Consider the following 18354-nt stretch of genomic DNA (forward strand, 5'->3'; position numbering starts at 1 on the left):
CCTCTCCCCCAACGGGGGAGAGGGTGGGGTGAGGGGGGAAGGCCCGTGTCCGTCGCGGGCCTTTCGCATGTCGGTGTCCTACCGCGGCACCACCGCCAGCGAGAAACTCCGCAGGTCCCGGCTCGCACTGCGGAATACCGCATCCTGCCGGTGCCGCTTTTCCGCCGCCAGTTGCGGCACCCGCCGCGTCACCCACTCCCCAAGCGCCAGCGCACTGACGCGCCCGTCACCATCCGTTGCCGCGCGGCCGCCCAGCGCCTCAAGCACCGCATAGGCAAACACGCCGTTGCGGTCATCATAGCTGTCCAGCGCCTCCTGCACCGAGGTGCTGGCGGCCAGCAGGAAGCGCCCGGTTTCGTTGCCCAGTGCAGAAAGCTGGTCCATCGTCAGCTGCCCGGCGTGGCAGGTATCCAGCAGCAGCAGGCCATCCCGCGCGCGGATGCGCGCGATGGCGGCGACCAGGACCGAATCCTCGATCCCCTGGCGCCGCAGCGTTGTCCAGTTCGTGGTGTCGGTCACGTCATGCGGCAGGAACAGGAATCGCTGGTCGGGCTCCGTCCGCACGCCATGCCCGCCGAGGTACAGCACGAAGGTATCCGCCGGCGTCGTCGTCCGCGCCACCTCCTCCAGTGCCGCCAGCACGCCACGCCGCGTGGCCTGCGCATCGCGCAGCACCGTCACCTGGACGTCGCGGAACAGCGGGCCGGCGCGGCTGCGCAGCATGCCAGCCACAGCCTCCGCATCCGGCACGGCGAAATTAAGCGCCAGCGCCGGGTTGGCGTATTGGTTGATGCCGATGGCCAGCACCACCAGGCGCCCGGCTTCCTCCGCCAGCGGGCCGCCCGGCCGGCGCAGCTCCATCGCCGGTCCTTCGGCGAACAGCACGCGGTCCCCGGCATACATCCGGGTGGCGATGCGATTGCCGCCGGGGTCGAGCGGCACCTCCGCCTCCAGCGTGTCACCCGGCTCCGCCCGCACCGCGATGCGGTCGTTCACCAGCACATCGAGCGGCCCGAGCCCCAGTCCGCGATCCGTCGCGGCGAAGCGCAGCCGCAGCGCCGTCGAACCCTCCGGCAGGTTGCGCGCCTCCGGCGGCAGCGGCGTGCAGCCGGAGGGTGTCACCGCGCAGGCGGATTGCGTGGCCAGCAGCGGCAGCCGCCCGACCTGCGCGCGCAACTCGCCGAGCTGCGCCAACCGTGCCCGCGCCGGCGCACCATCCCCGGCGATGCGTGCGCGCACCGCGGCCGGCGCGTACAGCGCGCGATAGGCCTGCTGGAAGCTCGCCCATTCCGGCGTCTGCGCGCGGCCGCCATTCAGGTGCAGCCCGACCAGCTCCTGCCCGCCATTCGCCGCGTGGTCGAACAGCCCTTCCGGGGTCCACAGCACCCAGCGCTGCGTCGCCGCATGGATGAACAGCGCCGCCTGCTCGACGATGCCGGCGGCGCCGATCCGCCACCAGCGCAGCGTGCCATCCCCCAGCGCCCCCACCGCCACATCGCCGGCGAGCGCCAGCCCCCACACCGCGCCCGGCACCTGCAGGCTGGCCACGGCGCGCCCATTGGCATCGAACAGCCGCAGGTGGTTGTCGGTGCCGAGCAGCAGCCCGGCGTCATCCGCCAACAGCGCCAGGCTGCGTGCGTATTCCCCCGCGCCGAGCGCGAGCGGCGTGCGCCCGAGCCGCGGCCGGTTGGCATTGCGCCAATCCGTCACCGCCAGCCGGCCGCCGCCGGTGCGTGCCGTCTGATAATCGCCACGTTCGACCGGCGCCGCCGACAGGCTGCCGGACAGCGCATCGAAGACCAGCGGCGCCGCCTCCGCCCGCAGCGCCACGCGCAGCCGCGTGCCATCGGGCGACACGGCGAGGCCGATGCCGGTGTTGCGGAAATCCGCTCCCGGCGGCAGCGGGGCCACTGCCACCGTGCCTTCCGGCCCCAGCAGCCCCCAACCCGGATCGGCCGCGGCATAGGCGACGCCGCCGCCCGGGATCGCCAGCAGGTGCGAGATCGCGTCTCGTGCCGCAGGGACATCCACCGAAGGCCCCAGCCCGTAATCCGACCAGCGACGGATGACGAAGTTGCGCCCGGTGGCGTCCTGCGCCGGCGCGGCGCGGCGCGCGTAACCCGCGGCATGCAACTGCACGCCGCCACGACCATCCTGCGCCCAGGTCACGGCCGGCAGCCCTTCGCCGGCCAGCCCGGCCACATCCGGCAGGAACACGCCGCGCAGGTCGGCGGCGGCCAGCACCTCCACCCGCAGCCGATCCTCGAACCCCACCGCCAGCAGCCCGCCATCCGGCGACCAGGCGAGGCCGAAGGGCCGCCCGCCGGCCACCGGCGCGCGGTCCGCCACCTTGCGCCCCTGCGTGTCGTAAACGCGCACGCGCCCATCCGCGGCCGTCGCCGCCAACTGGCTGCCTTGTGGTGCAAATGCGACCATCCGCGCCGGACCGGCAAACGCCGTATCCTCCCACAGCATCATGCCGTTGGCCGCGTTCCACACCCGCACGCCAGCCCGCCCGCCCAGCGCAGCCGCCAGCCGCGTGCCATCAGCGGACAGCGCCAGGTGCTGCACCGGCGCCGGCAGCCCCGGCAGCCGCGCCAGCATCCGGCCATTAATGGTGTCGAACAGGTAGATGGCGAAGGCGCGGTCCCACGCCGCGCCGGTCCAGCCCGCGACGAAGGCGCGCCTTCCATCCGGCGTCAGCGCCACGGCGTACAGCTCGCCCTCCGCCTCCGGCGCGATCGGCGGCCGCAGCACGCGGCTCAGCGTGCCCTCCGGCAGGTCCCAGATTCGCAGTGTCTTGTCGTCGGAGACGCTGGCCAGCACGCGGCCGGAGGCATCGCTCGCCAGCCGCGCCACCGGCGCGGTATGCGCCGCTGCCTCGACCCGCAGAAAAGGCTGCTGCGGCGGCTCGGGTGCCTGCGCGCGCGCGGTGCCGCACAGCAGCAGAAGCAGCAGGAGGGTGAGGCGGCGCAGTCCGGCCATCACCCGGTCACGTCGCCAGTTCGAAGCCCTGGCCTTCCGCCAGCCGCGTCGCGGTGCCGACGCTGTCCGAGAAATTGTCGCGCCGCGCGATGTTGCTGGCCGCCAGCGACCGCACATCGCCGCCCTGCGCCGCAACCGGGGCCGCATCCGGCAGCCGCGCCGCCTCCGGGAAGGCCTGTGCCGGCGCATAACCGCGCACGCCGCTCGCGGTTTCGACCTGGGCGAAGCCGTCGCGACCGGGCCGCAACGTCACAGCCTCCTGCGCCGGCACCCGCGCGACCTCGGGAGAGGATGCGTCTGGCCGCAGCCGCAGCGGCACCGTCGCGCGCGGCCGTGCCGGGATGGAAGGCTTCGGCGCCGCCGCCGCCTGCTTCACGCCCGGCGCCACCGTCTCGATCGCCGTGTCGAACTCCGCGCCGCGGCGGCCGATCTGGCCGTTGATGGTGGTGGCCAGCTGGATGTCGCGCTGCGTCCGGTTGCGCAGCTCCGCCATCGCCGCCTCCGCCTGCGGCCGCGTCATCCGCCCAGCGCCAAGCTCGGCACGGATCTGCCGGGCCGTGTTGAAGCGGCAATCCATCAGCTGGTCGAAGGCAATCTGCGTGCGGTCGAGCTGCGCATTCTCCGCCGCCAAATCGTTGGCCACGGCGAGGTTGAGCGACGCCTGGTCCGTCGCCTGCTGCTGGCGCGCCGAAAGGTAGCCCGCCGTCCCGCCGACCACGCCGCCGGCCACCGCGCCGATGCCCGCGCCGGCGGCGATGCCGCTGCCGCGCTGCCCGGTGGCGGCGGCCAGCAACCCGCCGAGCAGCGCGCCGCCGACGGCGCCGACCGCGGCACCGCGCAGCATGTCGGCGGCGAAGAAATTACCCGTGCTGTCCAGCGCCACCAACTGCGTGCGGCAGCTGTCACCCGCGTCGTTGCCGATGCGCGAGTCGCGGGTGGTGACGCAGCCGGCCAGCATCGCCGCCGCCGTCAGCAGCGCCAGGCCGCGCCGCAACCGCGCACGGAAGGAAGGGGAGGGCGGGGGCATGCGGCGCGGCATGGCGTGATCCAGCGCGAAATTGACATAGCAACGTAACAGCGCACCGATCACGCTGCCACCCCCGTCTGCTTCGCCGTGCCTTCCCCAGGGCGCAACACTGTTGCCTTCCGTTTCGCCGCATGGCGCTCTTGCTTCCGTTCGGTGCTAAGCGCGACTATCCTCGATCGAACGCGCCGGGTCCGCGCCAGACCCAAGGACCCGAGGGGGAGGAACTGGCCGGCCATGCAGCCCGCGCGACTTCTCGGCATCAAGAGCCATCTGCCGGATCGCGCGTTGCTGCTCACCCGGCTCAGCGTGTCCGAGGAACTCGGCCTGCCCTACACGATCGAGGCCGAGGTGCTGGGCGAGGATCCGGACCTGCTGCCCAAGGACATGCTGACCAAGGAGATCTGCTGCACCGTCACGCAGCGCGGTCCATCGCCGCTGGTGCGCCATTTCCACGGCGTCATCGCCGAATTCCGCCGCCTTGGCCCCGGCGCTGGCGGCCGCATGACCTACCGGATCATCGCGGTGCCCAACCTGTGGCGCCTCGGCCTGCGCCGCAACTGCCGCATCTTTCAGGACAAGACCGTGCAGGCGGTGGTCAAGGCGGTGCTGGAGGATCACGGCCTGGCCGAGCCGAAATGGAGCATGCTGCCGGGCTTCGAGCCGATGGCCTACTGCACCCAGTTCAACGAGACTGACCTGCACTTCATCTCCCGCCTGCTGGAGGAGCACGGCCTCACCTACCACTTCACCCACACCGAGTCGGCGCACGAGATGAACGTGGCCTACAGCTCGCAGGGCTTCCCGCAATACGTGGTGGAGACCATGACGGCCGAGCACGGCGCGCCGCAACTCGACCACCTCGGCAGTTGGCGCCGCACCAACCGCGCCCGCAGCGCCATGACCATGCTCGACGACATGGACGACGAACGGTCCCGCCCCTCGGAGGCGCCGCACGCCACCCGGCAGACCCGCACTTATGTGGACGAGCCGAGCATGTGGTCGCAAGGCGAGGTATTCCACTGGCCCGGCGGCATGTCCACGCGCCCGGGCAACGAAAGCGGCGAAGTGCTGATGGGCGCGCTGGAGGCGCAGTCCGAGGAGTATGGCGCCGACATCAAGGACCCCCGCTTCGGCCCCGGCGTGCGGCTGTTCGTGGGCGTGAAGCGGGAGGACGGTTCGCTCAACAACCGGCAATACCTGGTCACCGCGGCAAGGCACGAAGCGGCCGATACCAGCGGCACGACGGCCGGCGCCGGCGGCACCGAAAACTACCAGGGTGCCATCCGACTGGTCTTCGCCGGCCGCGTCTGGATGCCGCCGCCACGCCATCCCCGCCCGGTGATGCCGGGGATGCATTCCGCCAAGGTCACCGGCCCGAAGGGCGAGAAGATCCACCTGGACGAGTTCGGCCGCGTGAAGCTGCGCTTCCGCTGGGACCGCTGGGCGGAGGATGACGACACTGCCTCCATCTGGGTGCGCGTCATGCAGACCGCAGCCGGTGCCTGGGGCGGGACCTGGTTCCCGCCGCGTGTCGGCGACGAGGTGCTGGTCGCCTTCCTCGACGGCGACCCGGACCGGCCGATCGTCGTCGGCTCGGTCTATGGCAAGGACAGCCCGCCGCCCTTCAAGCCCGGCACCAACAAGGCGCAAAGCGGCATCCTGACGCGCAGCTACAAGTCCGACAGCGCGGCGGATGCCAACATGCTGCGCTTCGAGGACAAGAAGGGCAGCGAGGACATCACGCTGCACGCGCAGAAGAACCTGACGGTGGAGGTCGAGAACGACGAGAAGCGCACGATCGGCCACGACCAGACGGAGATCGTGCAGAACGCGCGCACCGTTACCGTCAAGGACGCCGACGACACGCTGACGCTGGACAAGGGCAGCCGCACCGAGACCATCAAGATGGGCAACGACACGCTGTCCATCGACATGGGCAACCGCAGCACCACGCTGAAGATGGGCAACGACGCGACACAGCTGAAGCTCGGCAACATGTCCGTCAAATGCGACCTCGGCGCCATCACGCTGGAGGCGATGCAGTCCATCACGCTGAAGGTCGGGCAATCGACGCTGGTGGTGGACCAGGCCGGCATCACGCTGAAGGGCATGCTGATCAGCAGCGAGGCGCAGCTGATGCACAAGACCAAGGGGCTGATGGTCCAGGAAAAAGCGGATACGCTGTTCCAGACTGAAGGCCTGCTGGTGATGATCAACTGACATGGCCGAGAACCTGCCCAAGCTCGCCGCCCCGCTGACCCCGCTGCTGCCGCGGCTGGAGCTCGACCCCGCGGCGGCGTCCAGCCTCAACGGCGCGAAGACTGCGGCGGAGGGAATCCTGCGCCTGGAGGCAGCCGGCCTGCGCAACGAGGCGGCGCGGCTTGCGGCGCATGCGCTGCCGAAGCGGGAGGCCGTGTGGTGGGGCTGCATGTGCGCCCGCGCCGTGCCCGACCCGTCGCTGCCCGCGGCGGACATTGCGGCGCTGGCCGCCGCCGAGGCCTGGGTCCGCCAGCCCGGCGACGACGCGCTGCGCCGCGCCGCGATGGAAGCCGCGCAGCGCACCGGCTTCCGCTCGCCCGAGGCCTGGGCCGCCGTCGGCGCCTTCTGGTCCAGCGGCAGCATGGCGCCGGTGGGCCAGCCCGAGGTTCCGCCGCCGGATCACCTGACCGGTGTCGCCATCAGCGGCGGCGTCGTGCTCGCCGCCGTCCGCGTCCGCCCGGAACGGGCCCAGGACCGCCTGGCCCGCTTCCTCGCCTCGGCGCGGGAGATCGCCGCCGGCGGCGCGGGACGCATTCCCGTGGAGGAAGGCTGACATGGCAGGCCCCCCCGCCTCCCGCATCACCGACATGCATGTCTGCCCGATGGTGACGCCCGGCGTGCCGCCGATTCCGCATGTCGGTGGTCCAATCCTGAGCGGCTCGCCCAACGTGCTCACCGGCAAGCTGCCGCAGGCCCGCATCACCGACATGTGCCTCTGCGTCGGTCCTCCGGATGTCATCGTGAAGGGCAGCATGACGGTGCTGGTGAACAAGCTGCCGGCGGCGCGCATCGGCGATATGTGCGGCCATGGCGGCACCATCATCCTGGGCTTCCCCACCGTATTGATTGGCGGCTGAACCCGATGGCCGGCATCACCCTTTCCGTCCTGCGCTGCCCTGATGCAGTGGTGCCGGAACAGCGCCAGGCCGCGGGCGGCGAGATCAGCCTCGGCCGCGGCGCGGAATGCGACTGGCCGCTGCCGGACCCAGACCGCGTGCTGTCGAAGAAGCACTGCGTGCTGGAATTCTACGCCGGCGGCTGGCAGGTGCGGGACCTCTCGACCAACGGCACCTTCGTCAACCACGCCAGCACACCGGTCGGCCGCGACCAGGTGAAGTCGCTGGTGGATGGCGACCGGCTGCGCCTCGGCGCCTACGAGATCGAGGTCCGGATCGAGGAGGCTCCAACATCCAGCGCCGGCTGGGGTGCCGCATCGGATCCCTTTGCGGCCGACCCCTTCGCCGGTGCTCCACCCAGCCAGGGCTTCGCCGGAGCCTCGCTGCCGGGTTTCGGCAGGACGCCGTCCCATGACCTGGGCATGGGCGGCTCCAGCATGGGCGGAGGCCTGCTGCCCGACGATTTCGACCCCTTCGGCAGCCCGGGCACCGACAGCCCCCCGCCGATGCCGGACCATGCCCCCTCCACCGCCGAGGCCTTCATGGTCCCGCCGAGCCTGCCGGCCGGGAAGGCGGTGATCCCGGATGACTGGGACCTGGACCTGACGCCGAAGCCGGCACCCGTGGCGCCGCCGGCACCCGTGGCGCCGCCGGCGCCCGCCATGGCGCCACGGCCCCTGGCCCCGTTGCCCTCGGCCCCGTTGCCCTCAGCCCCGTTGCTCCCGGAGTCGCTGCCGGTCGACCCTTTCCTCGAGGTCGGCGACCCGCCACGCCAGGCCATGCCGCCCCTGCCGGCCGCCCCGCCGCCGCGCGCCGAGCCGGTCGCCCGTCCGGCCGGCGATGCCGGCCTCGCCGCGCTGCTCGCCGGCGCCGGCCTGCCGGCCAACCTGCCGGTGCAGGACCCGGACGCGGCGCTGCGGGCCGCCGGCGCCGTGCTGCGCGCCGCCATCGCCGGCATCCGCGCCCTGCTGATCGCCCGCGCCGACGTGAAGCGGGAATTTCGCATCGAGCAGACCATGCTCCGCGCCGCCAACAACAACCCGCTGAAATTCGCCCCCGGCGAGGACCAGGCGCTCGCCGCGCTGCTGGACCCGCGCACTCCCGCTGCGGCCGCCGTGCAGGAGACCGTGGACGACCTGACAGCGCACCAGGTGGCCAGCCTCGCCGCCACCCAGGCCGCCGCCCGCGCCCTGCTGGAACGCTTGGCCCCCGCCAGCCTCGAAGCCGAGGATTCCGGCGGTGGCCTGCTACCCGGCGCCCGTGAGAAGCGGCTGTGGGAATCCTACCGGCGACGCCACGCCCAGCTTGTCGAGCAGTTCGACGATGATTTCGACAGCGCCTTCGGCAAGGCCTTTGCCCGGGCCTACGAACAGGCCACCGCGCAGCGCGGCCCGGGCCGGAGGTAGACGACGCATATGGTCTGGCACGACAAGGTGGTCTGGCAGGAGGGCATGTTCCTCCGCGCGCAGCACTTCCAGCAGCAGGACCGGCACTTCGAGCACCTGCTTCAGGCACGCGCCGCGCCGCTGCGCCCGCACCCCTGGGGCGTCACCGAATTCGCGCTGGACCGCGACCTGCTGGCCGCCGGCCGCTTCGCCTTGTCCGGCGCCGCGGGCGTGATGGAGGACGGCACCCCCTTCGCCATCCCCGGCACCGCGGATGCGCCGCTGCCGTTGGACCTGCCGGAGGGGACGCGCAACGCCGTCGTCTACCTGGCCCTGCCGCTGCGCCAGCCCGGCAGCCCGGAGATCGCCATCCCGAGTTCCAACGGCGAAGCCGGCCCCGAGGCCGCTCGTGCCCGTCACACCCAGCGCGCCTTCGAGGCCTTCGACACCCACAGCGACAGCACCATGGCCGCCGAGCTCGCCATCGGCCGCCTGCGCCTGCGCTACATGCTGGAGACCGAGGAACGCGCCGGCTACGCCTGCCTGGGCCTCGCCCGGGTGGTGGAGGTGCAGTCGGATCGCCGCGTGGTACTGGACGAGCGCTTCATCCCGCCCTGTCTCCGCGTCTCCGCCGCCAGCGTGCTGAACAACCTGGTCGCCGAGTTGGTCGGCATGCTGGGCCAGCGCGGCGAGGCCCTGGCCGCGCGCCTCGGCCAGCCCGGCGCGCGCGGCGTCGCCGATGTCGCGGATTTTCTTCTGTTGCAGACGGTGAACCGCTGGCAGCCGCTGATCGCGCATTGGGCGGATGCCGGCAACCTGCACCCGGAGACGCTGTTTGCCGCGCTGGTGCAGCTGGCCGGCGAGCTCGCCACCTTCACCGCGCCGGACAAGCGCGCGACAGCCTATCCGGCGTATCGGCACGACGATCTGCAACGCAGCTTCGCGCCCGTCGTCGCGGATCTGCGGCGCTCGCTCTCCGCGGTGCTGGAGACCAACGCCGTCTCGATCCCCCTGCAGGACCGCAAGTTCGGCGTCCGCGTCGGCGCCATCACCGACCGCAACCTGCTACGCGCCAGCCAGTTCGTCCTCACGGTGGCGGCCGATGTCCCCGGCGAGCAGATTCGCAGGATATTCCCGAACCAGGTGAAGATCGGCGCGGTCGAGCACATCCGGGAGCTGGTGAACGTGGCGCTGCCGGGCATCGCCATCCGCCCGCTGCCCGTCGCGCCGCGGCAGATCCCGTTCAACGCTGGTGCCACCTATTTCGAGCTCGATAGGGGCAGCCCGCACTGGCAGCAGATGCAGACCTCGGGCGGCTTCGCCATCCACGTTTCCGGCGAATTCCCGAACCTGCGCATGGAGCTCTGGGCCATCCGCGCATGAGCGACAATCCCTTCTCCGAACCCGACGACAGCGACCGCACGGTGGTCCGTGCACCGGGGGGAGCCGCCCCCCCGCCGCCACCCCGCGCCGCCGCGCCACCCCCCGCCGCAGGGCCGGTTCCGACCGCGCCGCGCATGGCGGGCGAAGCGGAGGCGCTGCCGAAGGTCGGCCTCTCCCCCATGGCCGCCGCCGCGGCGCCGCTGCTGGACCTGCTGGCCCGCCTCGGCGCCGGACCACAGGCCGCCCAGGTCGCGAACCCCGAGGAGCTGCGCGAACGCGCGATGCGCGCGCTGCGCGCCTTCGAGGCCGAGTGCCGCGCGCTGGAGATCACGCCGGACCAGCTTCGCGCCGCGCATTACGCGTTGTGCGCCGCGCTGGACGACGTGGCGCTGGCCACGCCATGGGGCCAGGCGAGCGGCTGGGCCACGCGGTCCCTGGTTTCCTCCTTCCACCAGGAGGTCCGCAGCGGCGACCGCTTCTTCGACCTGCTGGCGGGCATGCAGAAGGACCCCGGCCGCTACCTGCCGGTGCTGGAGATCTGCTACCTCTGCCTCGCGCTCGGCTTCCAGGGCCGCTACCGCCTGGCGCCCCGCGGCCATGCGGAGCTGGATCGGATCCGGGAGGGTCTCTACCAGCTCCTGGTGCAGCTTCGCGGCAATTGGGAACGCGAGCTTTCGCCGCGCTGGCGCGGCGTCGATGCGCCGCATCGCGGGCCCGGCCGGTCAATCCCGGCCTGGGTCGCCGGTGCGGTGGCGGTGGCCCTGCTCGGCTTCGGCTGGATCTTCGTCTCGGACAGCGTGAATGCGGCCGGGGACGGCGTGCAGCAGCGCCTCGCGAGCCTGCCCCCCGGGGCGCCGCCCAGCATCGACCGCACCGCACCCCCGGTGCCGCCCGCGCCACCGCCGCCGCCACCGGCGACGGCCCGGCCGGATTTGATCGAGCGCGTCCGCACCTTCCTCGAGCCGGAAATCCGCCAGAACCTGGTGGTGGTGGATGGCGATGCGCAACGCCTGACCATCCGCATCAAGGGCCGCGGCATGTTCGGCTCCGGCAGCGCCAGCGTGGAGCCCAACTTCATGCCGCTGCTGCGCCGCATCGCGGAGGCACTGGCCGAGGAACGCGGCCGCGTCGTGCTGTACGGCCATTCCGACAGCCAGCCGATCCGCACCGTCCGCTTCCCCTCCAACCATCACTTGTCGCTGGCCCGGGCCGAGGCCGCGATGCGCGTCATCGCCGCCGCCAGCGCCGATGCTGGCCGCTTCTCCGCCGTCGGCCGCGCCGATACGGAACCGCTGACGAGCAATGCGACGGCGGAGGGCCGCGAGGAAAACCGCCGCATCGAGCTGGTGCTGTCACGTGGGGAGGTCCGCTGAGATGAAGGCCTTCCTGACCATCCCCGCCCTCGGCGGGTTGTTCGGCGCGCTGCTGCTGGTGCCGGTGATCTGGCTGTTCGCGCCGGCCCTGCTCGGCATCGAGGCACTGTGGCTGCTGGCGCTGCTGGCGGCGCTGCCGGTCCTGGTCTGGCTGGTGGTGATGCTGCTGGTGGTGCGCCGCCGCAGCGGCCGCGACGCCGCGCTGGTGGCCGGCGCCACCGAGGCGCGCGCCAAGGAAAAGGCCAGCGCGGAAGCCGCATCGGCCGAGGAAACCGCCGTCTCCACCCGGCTGGCGGAGGCGCTGGGCGCGCTGAAATCCGCCGGTGGCGGCAAGGGCGGCTACCTGTATGAGCGCCCCTGGTACGTCATCATCGGCCCGCCCGGCAGCGGCAAGACCACCGCCATCCAGAATTCCGGCCTGGATTTCCCGCTGTCCGCCGGCCGCGTCGCCGGTGTTGGCGGCACCCGCAATTGCGACTGGTGGATCGCCGAGCAGGCCGTTCTGATCGACACCGCCGGCCGCTACACCACGCAGGATTCCGATGCCCAGGCGGACCGCGCCGGCTGGGAACGCTTTCTCGACCTGCTGAAGACCCAGCGCCCAAAGCAGCCGCTGAACGGCGTGGTCGTCGCCTTCGGCGCCGACATGATCAGCCGGCTCGATGCCGCCCAGCGGGAGGCGCACGCCCAGGCCGTCCGCCGCCGCATCCGGGAGCTGGAACAGAGGCTCGGGCAGCGCCTGCCGGTCTATTTCGTCGTCAGCAAGGCCGACCTGATTGTCGGCTTCACCGAATTCTTCGACGACCTCGACAAGGCGTCCCGGGATCAGGTCTGGGGGGTCACCTTCCCCGAGCAGACCGGGCCGGAAGGCCATGCCGCCAGCCTGCCGGCCGAACTCGCCGCATTGACGCAACGCCTGCAGGACCGCCTGCTGGAACGCCTGCAGGCCGAGCGCGGCCCGGAACAGCGCGCCCGCATCGGTGGCTTCCCGGCGCAGTTCGCCTCGCTGGAAGCGCCGCTGGTGGCCTTCGCCAACGCCGCCTTCGGGGGATCGAAGCTGGACCCGGCGCCCTTCCTGCGCGGCGTCTACTTCACCTCCGGCACCCAGGAAGGCACGCCGATCGACCGGCTGACCGGCGCGCTGTCCCGCGCCTTCGGCCTGGACCCGCGCCGCCCCGCCGCCATCATGGGCCAGAAGGGCCGCAGCTACTTCCTCGGCCGCCTGCTGCGCGACGTGGTGTTTGGCGAGGCCCGCCTTGCCGCCCGTGACCGCGGCCAGGCGCAGCGCGGCCGCCTGGTGCAGGCCGGCGCCTGGGCGGCCGCGCTGCTACTGCTGATCGGCGGCGGCGCCTGGGGCTACGCCGCGATCAACACCGAAAACGCCCGCACCCAGCGCCTCGCCGCCGCCCTTGCACAGGCCGAGCAGGCCGCGCAGGGCCTGCCGCTGGAGCGCATTGCCGCCACGGACGAGCTCGTCCGTGTCATCCCCTACCTCGATGCCGTCGCTGCCCTGCCACCCGCCGCCCGCGCCGATGGCGTCGGCCTTGGCCTGAGCCAGGAGGCCAAGCTGGTCGAGGCCGGTGGCCTCGCCTACGAACACGCGCTGGACCGCGTCCTGTTGCCCCGCCTGCTGGCGCGGCTGGAGAACCAGATCCGCGCCGGGATGCAGCGGCCGGAATACCTGTACGAGGCGACCCGCATCTACCTGATGCTCGGCCGCGCCGGCCCGCTGGACCGGCCGCTGGTGACCGAATGGATGGGGCTCGACTGGCAGCAGGCCTTTCCGGGCGCCGTCGGCACGCCGACGCGGGACGCACTCGGCCGCCACCTCGAAGCCCTGCTGGCCCATGATTTCCGCCAGTATCCGCTGGATGGCGCGCTGGTCGATTCGGCGCGCCGCATCTTCTCCCGCCTGCCGATGGCGGAACGCATCTACTCCCGCCTCCGCACCGCCGCCCAAAACGTCGCGCCGTGGAAGCCCGGTGAGGCGATGGGCGTCGCCGGCCAGCGCTGGTTCACCACAGCCTCCGGCCGCCCCTTGGCGGAAGTGGCCGTGCCGGGCCTGTTCACCGTGGACGGCCTGCACAAGGCGCTGCTGCCGCAACTGCCGCGCGCCATCGTCGAAGCCGCCTCCGAAAGCTGGGTGCTCGGCCCGGAAGCCGCCACCGCGCTGGCCGGCGACCCGCGCCAGCTCGAAGCCGCCGTGCTGCGCCTCTACGCGGAGGACTACGCGCGCGCCTGGCAGGCCGTGCTGACCGATTTGGTCCTGCCGCCTTTCCGCAACCTGCCCCAGGCGGCAGAGGCGCTGAACCTGCTCGGCGCACCGAATTCGCCGCTGCGCGACGTGCTGCGCGGCGCCGCCCGCCAGCTTTCCCCCGGCACCCCGCCCGAGCCCCCGGGCGGGGCCGCCGGGGCCGCCGCAGCCGGCGCGGCGCAGCAGGCCGCGGCCGCCGCCGCGCCGTCTCGCCTCGCGGCCGCCGTCGGCGCCGCGCTGCAACCCTCCTCCGCCGCGCCGGTCGCCACGATCGTGGAAGAGCGCTTCAAGCCGCTGCGGGAGGTCGCCGGCCAGCCGCTGGACGCCATCCTGGCCATCGTGAACGAGCTGTACGTCCAGGTCGCCCGCGTGGTGTCCTCCCCGCCCGGCACCGTCATCCCGCCGAGCCCCGGCCTCGACCCCGGCCAGCGCCTGGCGGCCGAGGCACAGCGTGCGCCCGAGCCGCTGTCCCGCTGGTTGCAGACCCTGGCGCTGTCCACCGCCACCGCCCGCAGCGGCGGTGCCCGCGCCGCCATCGCGGCGGCCGGCGGCGCCGCGCTCGGCCCGTTCTGCCGCGGCCTGGAAACCCGCTTCCCGTTCCGCAGCGCCATCAACGCGCCGGACATGCCCTATGACGACTTCGTCCGGCTGTTCGGCCCCGGCGGCACCTTTGACCAGTTCTTCGCCCAGCACCTGCGCAACTTCGTCGACACCACCCAGCGGCCCTGGCGCCTGGTCGCCGCGGATGGCCTGACGCCGCCGATCAGCCCCGCGGATTTGATGCAGTTCCAGCGCGCCGCCGCCATCCGCGACGCCTTCTGGCCCGCCGGCATGGCCGGCGCTGCCATGGGCCTGCGCTTCGAGCTGGTGCCGCTCGGTGTCGACCCTGGCGCCACCGCCGCGGTGCTGGAGGCCGAGGGCAACCGTGCCATCCTGGCAGGCGAAGGCGCCACCACCCGTCCCATCCCGCTGGCCTGGCCGGCCCGGGGCGGCATCACCCTCAGCTTTACTCCGCCCAGCTCCGCCGGCCCCCTGGCCACGGATGGCGCCTGGGCGGCGATGCGCCTGGTGGCCGCCGGCCGCCTGCTCGCCACCCGCACCAGTGACCGCCTGCGCCTGACGCTGCGGCAGGGGGAACGCAGCGCCGAGTTCGAACTGCGCACCTCCTCCATCGTGCACCCCTTCGCCCTGCGCGAGTTGCAGGATTTCCGCTGCCCGACTTTGGCCCCTTGAGATGCCGACCGGCTTCTATGGCAAGCTGCCGACGCAGGGCGACTTCCTGTGCCGCCGGCTGCCGGACAGCTTTGTGCAGCCCTGGGATGCCTGGCTGCAATCCGGCATGGCCGAGGCCCGCGAAACCCTGGGCGAGGATGGCTTCGCCGAGGCCTGGGCCAGCGCTCCCGCCTGGCGCTTCCGGCTGCCCGCCCTGGCCTGCGGCCCCGACCCTGTCACCGGCCTGCTGCTGCCCAGCGAGGATCTGGTCGGCCGCCGCTTCCCGCTGACCGTCGCCGCCATCACCGACGCGGCCCCGGCGGAGGCCTGGTTCGCCGGCCTGCACGAGGCCGCCACCACCCCCGGCCACACCGCGGACAGTCTTGCGGCTGCCCTGCCGGACCCATCGCCCGCCGGGGATGACGTCCCGCCCGAGGGCTGGTGGACCACCCCCGATCATCACTGGCCGCTGGCCGCGTTGCCGCCGCCGGCGCTGTTCCGTGTCTTCCTGGAGGGCGGCGGATGAACGCCTTGCTGGCCAGCCTCGCCGTCACCCACCCCGGCACGGTGCGTCCGCGGAACGAGGACGCCTTCATCGACCGCCCCGACATCGGGTTATGGGCGGTGGCCGATGGGGCAGGGGGCCATGGCGCCGGCGATGTCGCCTCCGCCGCCGTCATCGCCGCATTGCAGGACCTGCCACCCGGCCTGTCCGCCGCCGAGATGCTGGCACAACTGCGCCTGCGCATCACCGCCGTGCATGCCGACCTGCAACGCCAGGCACGGCAGGCCGGGCCGGGCCGAATCATTGCGACGACGCTGGTGGTACTGCTGGCCCGTGGCGGGCACTACGCCGCGCTCTGGGCCGGGGACAGCCGCATCTACCTGCTGCGCCAGGGCGCCTTCATCCGGCTGACCCGCGACCACAGCCTGGTGCAGGACCTGGTCGACCAGGGCCTGCTTGCCGAAGCCGAGGCGGAGGGCCACCCGCAGGCCAACATCATCACCCGCGCCATAGGGGCCGAGGGCGAGCTGGAACTCGACAAGGTCTCCGCCCGCATCGCCCCCGGCGACCTGTTTCTTCTCTGTTCCGACGGGTTGTTCAAGGCGATCCCGGAAGCCGAGATCGCCGCCATGCTGGCAGCCGGCCAAGAGCCGGAGGATCTGCTGCGCGTCGCCCTCGCCAACGGCGCGCGGGACAACGTCACGGCGATCACCGTCCGGGCCTGATGGGCCAGGCCTACAGCGCGACCTTGCCGTCCCCCAGCACAGCCTTGTAGCGCTCGATCTCCAGCGCCAGGAAGTCGCGGAATTCGGCGCCCCGCCGGCTGGCCGGGATGGACCCGCCGCTGGTCAGGATGCGCTGCATCGCCGGCGCCAGCATCGCCTGGTCCGAGGCGCGGCCGATCGTCGCCACGATCTCCGGCGGCAGCCCGGCCGGCCCGAAGATGCCGACCCAGCTCGCCGCGTCGATATCGCCATAGCCCTGTTCCTGCAGCGTCGTCAGATCCGGCAGCACCGCGATCCGCGCCAGCGTGCCGGCGGCCAGCGGCCGCAGCCTTCCATCGGCGATCAGAGGCCCGACCGTGTTGATGCCCTCGATCGTCATGTCGACACGCCCGGCGACCAGGTCCGCCATAGCCGGCGCGCTGCCGCGATACGGCACATGCGTGAACTCCACCCCAGCCTTCTGCGCCAGCATGGAACACGCGGTGTGGTGGACGGAGCCGATGCCGGCGGAGCAGAAGGAGACCGCCCCCGGCCGCACCCGCGCGGCCGCGATCAGCGATTCGGTGGTCTGGTGCGGAGAAGCGGCGGGCACCACCAGCAGGTGCGGATGCACCGCGATCTGCGCCACCGCCGTCAGGTCGCGCAGCGGGTCGAAGGGCAGGTTGCTGAACAGCGCCGCCGAGACCGCATTCGGGGTGGAGTGCCCGAGCAGCAGCACGGACCCATCCGGCGGAGACTTGGCCACCGCATCGGCAGCGATCGTGCCGGAGGCGCCGGAGCGGTTCTCCACCACGAAATTCTGGCCGAGGAGCGTGGTATATTGCTCCGCGACGGCGCGCGCCACGATGTCCGTGAAGCCGCCCGGCGCAAACCCCACCAGCATCCGCACGGACCGGCTGGGCCAGGGCGCCTGGGCGTGCACGGCAGGGGCGGCGAGGGAAGCGAGCGCAGCGGCGCCCAGCGCACGACGTGTCGGCATCACGGTTCTCCTGATGCCGCAACCATAAGCCCTCTCCCCCGGCAGGGGGAGAGGGTTGGGCGAGGGGGGCTTTTACCCCCCGAAGGCGTTCAACCCGGTCTGCGCCCGGCCGAGGATCAGCGCATGCACGTCATGCGTGCCCTCATAGGTGTTCACCGTCTCCAGGTTCATGACGTGGCGAATCACGTGATACTCGTCGACGATCCCGTTGCCGCCATGCATGTCCCGGGACACCCGCGCGATATCCAGCGCCTTGCCGCAGTTGTTGCGCTTGACCAGGGAAATCATCTCCGGCGCCATCTTGTGCTCGTCGAACAGCCGCCCGACACGCAGCACAGCGTGCAGCCCGAGGGTGATCTCGGTCTGCATGTCCGCCAGCTTCTTCTGCACGAGCTGTGTCTGCGCCAGCGGCCGGCCGAACATCTTGCGCTGCAACGTGTAGTCCCGCGCCGCGTGCCAGCAGAATTCCGCGGCGCCCAGCGCACCCCAGGCGATGCCATACCGTGCACGATTGAGGCAGGAGAACGGGCCGGCGAGGGACTTCACGCCCGGCAGCTTGTTCTCCTCGGGGACGAACACCTCGTCCATCATGATCATGCCGGTGACGCTGGCGCGCAGGCTGAACTTGCCCTCGATCTTTGGGAAGGTCAGGCCCTTCATGCCGCGCTCCAGCAGAAAGCCGCGCAGGATGCCCTCCTCGTCCTTCGCCCAGACCACCGCCACATCGGCGATCGGGGAGTTGGTGATCCAGGTCTTGGAGCCACTGACCAGATAGCCGCCATCCACCTTCTTCGCGCGCGTGCGCATGGAGGACGGGTCGGAGCCCGCATCCGGCTCGGTCAGGCCGAAGCAGCCGACCCATTCGCCAGTGCGCAGCTTCGGCAGGAACTTCTGCTTCTGCTCCTCCGACCCGAAGGCGTGGATCGGGTACATGACGAGCGAAGACTGCACGGAAAACGCCGAGCGGTAGCCGCTGTCGACGCGCTCAACCTCCCGCGACATCAGCCCGTAGGAGACATAGGACACGCCGGCGCAGCCATAGCCCTCGAGCGTGGCGCCGAGAAAGCCCATTTCGCCGAACTCGTTCATGATCTCCCGGTCGAAGGTCTCGTTCCGGTTCGCCATGAGCACGCGCGGCATCAGCTTTTCCTGGCAGAAGTCGCGCGCCGCATCGCGGATCATGCGCTCGTCTTCCGTCAGCACCTGGTCCAGCAGCAGCGGATCGTCCCAGGTGAAGTTGGACTGGCTGGACTTGCGGGCCGTGCCCGGAGCAGTCCCCTGGGCCTCGATGGGGGCGCCCGCGCTGGCAGGCACCGGGGTGACGACGTTCATGGCTTCCTCCTGGCGGGCAGCCTCGCATCCGGCAAAGCC

General features: G+C 72.0%; 13 protein-coding genes. 9 read left to right on the top strand and 4 right to left on the bottom strand.

Annotated elements, in window-relative coordinates; genetic code table 11:
- Positions 1-78: 78 nt before the first annotated feature.
- Both ACLF3G_RS11660 and ACLF3G_RS11665 read right to left on the bottom strand, forming a co-directional pair.
- Positions 79-2985, bottom strand: a complete 2907-nt coding sequence (locus tag ACLF3G_RS11660) for a caspase family protein (RefSeq protein WP_430669539.1) — start codon at positions 2983-2985, stop codon at positions 79-81.
- A 7-nt stretch (positions 2986-2992) separates the two neighbouring features.
- Complete coding sequence (locus tag ACLF3G_RS11665) at positions 2993-4012, bottom strand: hypothetical protein (protein WP_430669540.1); 1020 nt, start codon at positions 4010-4012, stop codon at positions 2993-2995.
- 234 nt (positions 4013-4246) lie between these two features.
- On the opposite strand from ACLF3G_RS11665, the gene ACLF3G_RS11670 reads away from it, so the two are divergent.
- The 9 genes from ACLF3G_RS11670 to ACLF3G_RS11710 are packed head-to-tail and all read left to right on the top strand — an operon-like array spanning position 4247 to position 16004.
- The gene (locus ACLF3G_RS11670; protein ID WP_430669541.1) at positions 4247-6232 is read left to right on the top strand and encodes a type VI secretion system Vgr family protein; all 1986 of its coding nucleotides are present in this window, start codon (positions 4247-4249) and stop codon (positions 6230-6232) included.
- Between the two features lies 1 nt (position 6233).
- Entirely contained in the window at positions 6234-6824 is a 591-nt protein-coding gene (locus ACLF3G_RS11675) for a DUF6931 family protein (RefSeq protein ID WP_430669542.1), read from the top strand.
- Between the two features lies 1 nt (position 6825).
- Entirely contained in the window at positions 6826-7128 is a 303-nt protein-coding gene (locus ACLF3G_RS11680; RefSeq protein ID WP_430669543.1) for a PAAR domain-containing protein, read from the top strand.
- Between the two features lie 5 nt (positions 7129-7133).
- Entirely contained in the window at positions 7134-8573 is a 1440-nt protein-coding gene (gene tagH / locus ACLF3G_RS11685; RefSeq protein WP_430669544.1) for a type VI secretion system-associated FHA domain protein TagH, read from the top strand.
- Between the two features lie 9 nt (positions 8574-8582).
- A complete protein-coding gene (gene tssK / locus ACLF3G_RS11690; protein WP_430669545.1) occupies positions 8583-9935 on the top strand; it encodes a type VI secretion system baseplate subunit TssK in 1353 nt (450 codons plus the stop codon).
- Complete coding sequence (gene tssL, locus ACLF3G_RS11695; RefSeq protein WP_430669546.1) at positions 9932-11308, top strand: type VI secretion system protein TssL, long form; 1377 nt, start codon at positions 9932-9934, stop codon at positions 11306-11308. Before tssK ends, tssL begins: the two co-directional genes overlap by 4 nt.
- Before the next feature lies 1 nt (position 11309).
- Positions 11310-14795: a type VI secretion system membrane subunit TssM gene (tssM, locus tag ACLF3G_RS11700; protein ID WP_430669547.1), complete on the top strand. Its 3486-nt coding sequence runs from the start codon at positions 11310-11312 to the stop codon at positions 14793-14795.
- Between the two features lies 1 nt (position 14796).
- The gene (tagF, locus tag ACLF3G_RS11705; RefSeq protein WP_430669548.1) at positions 14797-15300 is read left to right on the top strand and encodes a type VI secretion system-associated protein TagF; all 504 of its coding nucleotides are present in this window, start codon (positions 14797-14799) and stop codon (positions 15298-15300) included.
- Complete coding sequence (locus tag ACLF3G_RS11710) at positions 15297-16004, top strand: PP2C family protein-serine/threonine phosphatase (protein WP_430669549.1); 708 nt, start codon at positions 15297-15299, stop codon at positions 16002-16004. The genes tagF and ACLF3G_RS11710 overlap by 4 nt, the downstream gene beginning before the upstream one ends.
- A gap of 10 nt (positions 16005-16014) precedes the next feature.
- On the opposite strand, the gene ACLF3G_RS11715 is transcribed toward ACLF3G_RS11710, so the two are convergent.
- Positions 16015-16983, bottom strand: a complete 969-nt coding sequence (locus ACLF3G_RS11715) for a Bug family tripartite tricarboxylate transporter substrate binding protein (RefSeq protein WP_430669550.1) — start codon at positions 16981-16983, stop codon at positions 16015-16017.
- A 72-nt stretch (positions 16984-17055) separates the two neighbouring features.
- The gene (locus ACLF3G_RS11720; RefSeq protein ID WP_430669551.1) at positions 17056-18315 is read right to left on the bottom strand and encodes an acyl-CoA dehydrogenase; all 1260 of its coding nucleotides are present in this window, start codon (positions 18313-18315) and stop codon (positions 17056-17058) included.
- Positions 18316-18354: the final 39 nt, after the last annotated feature.

The sequence above is a fragment of the Falsiroseomonas sp. HC035 genome (genome assembly GCF_050563525.1).
Lineage (GTDB): Bacteria > Pseudomonadota > Alphaproteobacteria > Acetobacterales > Acetobacteraceae > Falsiroseomonas.

Excerpts from the sequence above, each read along its gene's own strand:
- ACLF3G_RS11660 (WP_430669539.1), bottom strand. The coding sequence starts at position 2,985 with ATGGCCGGACTGCGCCGCCTCACCCTCCTGCTGCTTCTGCTGCTGTGC.
- ACLF3G_RS11665 (WP_430669540.1), bottom strand. The coding sequence starts at position 4,012 with ATGCCCCCGCCCTCCCCTTCCTTCCGTGCGCGGTTGCGGCGCGGCCTG.
- ACLF3G_RS11670 (WP_430669541.1), top strand. The coding sequence starts at position 4,247 with ATGCAGCCCGCGCGACTTCTCGGCATCAAGAGCCATCTGCCGGATCGC.
- ACLF3G_RS11675 (WP_430669542.1), top strand. The coding sequence starts at position 6,234 with ATGGCCGAGAACCTGCCCAAGCTCGCCGCCCCGCTGACCCCGCTGCTG.
- ACLF3G_RS11680 (WP_430669543.1), top strand. The coding sequence starts at position 6,826 with ATGGCAGGCCCCCCCGCCTCCCGCATCACCGACATGCATGTCTGCCCG.
- tagH (WP_430669544.1), top strand. The coding sequence starts at position 7,134 with ATGGCCGGCATCACCCTTTCCGTCCTGCGCTGCCCTGATGCAGTGGTG.
- tssK (WP_430669545.1), top strand. The coding sequence starts at position 8,583 with ATGGTCTGGCACGACAAGGTGGTCTGGCAGGAGGGCATGTTCCTCCGC.
- tssL (WP_430669546.1), top strand. The coding sequence starts at position 9,932 with ATGAGCGACAATCCCTTCTCCGAACCCGACGACAGCGACCGCACGGTG.
- tssM (WP_430669547.1), top strand. The coding sequence starts at position 11,310 with ATGAAGGCCTTCCTGACCATCCCCGCCCTCGGCGGGTTGTTCGGCGCG.
- tagF (WP_430669548.1), top strand. The coding sequence starts at position 14,797 with ATGCCGACCGGCTTCTATGGCAAGCTGCCGACGCAGGGCGACTTCCTG.
- ACLF3G_RS11710 (WP_430669549.1), top strand. The coding sequence starts at position 15,297 with ATGAACGCCTTGCTGGCCAGCCTCGCCGTCACCCACCCCGGCACGGTG.
- ACLF3G_RS11715 (WP_430669550.1), bottom strand. The coding sequence starts at position 16,983 with ATGCCGACACGTCGTGCGCTGGGCGCCGCTGCGCTCGCTTCCCTCGCC.
- ACLF3G_RS11720 (WP_430669551.1), bottom strand. The coding sequence starts at position 18,315 with ATGAACGTCGTCACCCCGGTGCCTGCCAGCGCGGGCGCCCCCATCGAG.